Annotated in this window: 2 protein-coding genes and 1 pseudogene; 2 read left to right on the top strand and 1 reads right to left on the bottom strand. The window is 41.9% G+C overall.

Annotated features, from left to right (window positions below; genetic code table 11):
• A pseudogene (locus J8L71_RS18585) lies at positions 1 to 157 on the top strand (FAD-binding domain-containing protein); the annotation flags it as partial.
• A 26-nt stretch (positions 158 to 183) separates the two neighbouring features.
• Here J8L71_RS18585 and J8L71_RS18260 read toward each other — a convergent pair.
• A complete protein-coding gene (locus tag J8L71_RS18260) occupies positions 184 to 1266 on the bottom strand; it encodes a YeiH family protein (RefSeq protein WP_211001787.1) in 1083 nt (360 codons plus the stop codon).
• A 137-nt stretch (positions 1267 to 1403) separates the two neighbouring features.
• Between J8L71_RS18260 and J8L71_RS18255 the strand changes: the two genes are divergently transcribed.
• Positions 1404 to 2282, top strand: coding sequence for a LysR substrate-binding domain-containing protein (locus J8L71_RS18255; RefSeq protein ID WP_211001786.1), 879 nt, complete (start codon positions 1404 to 1406; stop codon positions 2280 to 2282).
• Positions 2283 to 2819: the final 537 nt, after the last annotated feature.

The raw sequence follows: 2819 nt of genomic DNA, 5'->3' as shown, positions 1-2819 counted from the left end.
CGGTGTAGGGGTAGACCCGCGTGGCGGCCGCCACTTTAATATACAAAAGCAAACGGCGCAGTTTGATCCAAATGGTACTTATACCAAAAAGTGGCATGGGCACAGTAATAAAACACAGCAGCTCGATCACTTAAACGAAGTAGATTGGCCTATTTAAGCCAAACTACTTCCATCAGGTTATATTTAAAACACTTGGGCAATGCCTACATTAATTGCAAAGCCACCCAAAGTTAAAAATAAAAGTAAACAGCCAGCTAATAACAGCGGTTTAATACCGGCTTGGCGAATAGCACCAACATGTGTACGCAGCCCTAGTGCAACCATAGCAATGGTGAGCAATATATTGTCAAACCATACAATGGCGTTTGTAGCCCCCTGAGGAATAACCGATAACGAATGTACTCCACTTGCCACTATAAATAGCACTGCAAACCAAGGGATTGTAATACCCGCTTTTTGCTCGCTGCTGTGCCTGTTGTTGTTTGCTTTTGCATGCTTTTTACTTTGCCAAAACGATAAACCCACTAAAAATGGCGCAAGCATCATCACCCTTAGCATTTTTTCAATCACAGCGGTGTCGGCCGCATTGCCGCTTACCGCTGTGCCCGCTGCAACCACTTGCGCTACTTCATGAATAGTTGAACCAACAAAAATACCGTACGCATGCTCACTCAACCCCATATAATCAAACATAATTGGGTAGGCAAACATACTTAACGTGCCAAACACCACTACCGTTGCTACCGCTACTGATACTTTATGTGCCTGAGCTTTTATAACTGGCTCAGTTGCCATTACCGCTGCGGCACCACAAATAGAGCTACCTGCGCCTATTAATATAGTTGTTTGCTCATCTAGCTTAAATACACGCTTGCCTAGCTGCACTGCCAAAATAAATGTGCCTAACAGCATTACAACATCGGTTAATAAGCCATGCCAACCAACGCCCGCTACTTGCGTAAAGGTTATTCTAAAACCAAACAACACAACGCCCGCTTTAAGCAATATACTTTTAGCGTAATCAACACCTACATCGGTACGCGTAGCTATGCGCGAAAACACACTGTTGCCCACAATAATGCCAAGCACAATACCAATAGTGAGTGAGCTAAATTGCGCAGTTTGCATTATTTGTAACTTACTTAATGCAACAGATGCCCCCGCTAAAATAACCACCAGCAGCATACCTAGCCACCAGCGAGTATCGCCGTATTGCTTAGTGTTAATACCCAAAGGTTGAAACCCATTTTTAATAGCACTAAGCATACTATTCCCTCAATCAAACAACTCTAATTAGTTGACTTCATTTTAATAAAGGCCAAAATATAACTCCAATATATTAAAATCATGATTTGATAACTTAAAGTTATACGGTTAATAGTTATGCAATTTAGGGTTATACAATGAACTTACATGCACTTCGGGTGTTTTATACCGTGGCTAAATTAGGTAGTTTTTCAGGCGCAGCCGAGGCGCTTTTTATAAGCCAGCCGGCTGTATCTAAAGCGCTAAAAGAGCTTGAGCACCAATTAAATATACAACTTATAAAGCGTGCATCTAAGGGTAAAAAGCTCACCTTAAGTGAAGGCGGCCAAGCCTTGTATGATCACGCCCGTAGTATTTTTGCTATCGAAAAAGCCGCCATTGACGATATTAAATCGCGCACAGGGCTTAAGCGCGGCACGCTCGTTATTGGCACCAGCACAACCATTGCCAGCTATTGGCTACCGCCTTATTTAGCCAAATTCTGTGCGCAGTACCCGCATATAAAAGTAGAAGTAAAAGTAGCTAATACTGCGCAAATTGAGCATGCCTTACTTGAATGCACTATAGATTTAGCACTTGTTGAAGGCACACCTACCGAGCCGCATATAATAAGTAAGCACTGGCAAAACGATTTAATGAGTGTGGTTACACCGAGTAACTTTAAGCCCGCTAAAAACCTAAAAGCGTGGTTAAACAAACAGTTTTGGCTATTACGCGAGCCAGGCTCTGGCACGTTAGAAATGTCGGTAAAGTTATTAGCAAAGCATGGCGTACAGGCTGAGCGCAGTATGCAATTGGGCAGCAATGAGGCAATAGCAAGGGCTGTTGCGCAAGGTATGGGCGTTGCTTTATTGCCAAACGTAGTCACAGAAGATTTAGTACAGCTAGGCAAATTAACGCGCCTGAGCCAAAAAAATAACGAGCAACTTTCTCGGCCGCTATACCAACTGCACTATAAAGACAGACCGTCTTCGCATGCTGCGCAAGCATTCGAAAAAGGCCTGTTTAGTGAATAATGTTTATATGAGTAAATTTAGATTTGAGCTGTAAATTGCGAATGTTTGGTTTGAAGACACTGTTATACCCACATTAGAGTTTGTTTTAGAGCGCACCGGAAAGCCAATTCGAAAACATGCGCTTGTTACTCCATTTACCTAATGTATTAATTCATTTTAGAGGAAGTTACACTGATCGCATTTAAATCACTAAGTGAATTCGGGAATTCTCGCTCATCTCCTACGATTGAAGTGACTAAGTCAAAAAACCATGGGTCAGAATGGGGGGAAATTACGATTGATTCAATGAGTGTATTTAAATCCAATTTGACGGAAAACCCCGAACTGTAAGACGTTAAGTTAGATTTAATCTCTTCTATGTCTACTGAGTAAGGGGCGTGAGCCCCTATGACATCATTAATAAAACCAAAATCTTTTAAGCACAAACGAAATTCGTTCTCGAAAGAATATGGCATACTGGACTTCCCATAGTTTGCTAGACACCCACTAAGTTACATTGTAACTTCTAAAAAGAGGTGTTTTATGAGCAAAGGCAAG

The organism is Pseudoalteromonas sp. MMG007, from assembly GCF_018100985.1.
GTDB lineage: Bacteria > Pseudomonadota > Gammaproteobacteria > Enterobacterales > Alteromonadaceae > Pseudoalteromonas.
Note: the sequence above shows the minus strand (reverse complement) of the source record. Positions and strands in the feature narration are given on the sequence as shown.

What these genes read in the sequence shown, in the direction of transcription:
- J8L71_RS18255 (WP_211001786.1), top strand. Translation starts at nt 1,404, where the DNA reads ATGAACTTACATGCACTTCGGGTGTTTTATACCGTGGCTAAATTAGGT.
- J8L71_RS18260 (WP_211001787.1), bottom strand. Translation starts at nt 1,266, where the DNA reads ATGCTTAGTGCTATTAAAAATGGGTTTCAACCTTTGGGTATTAACACT.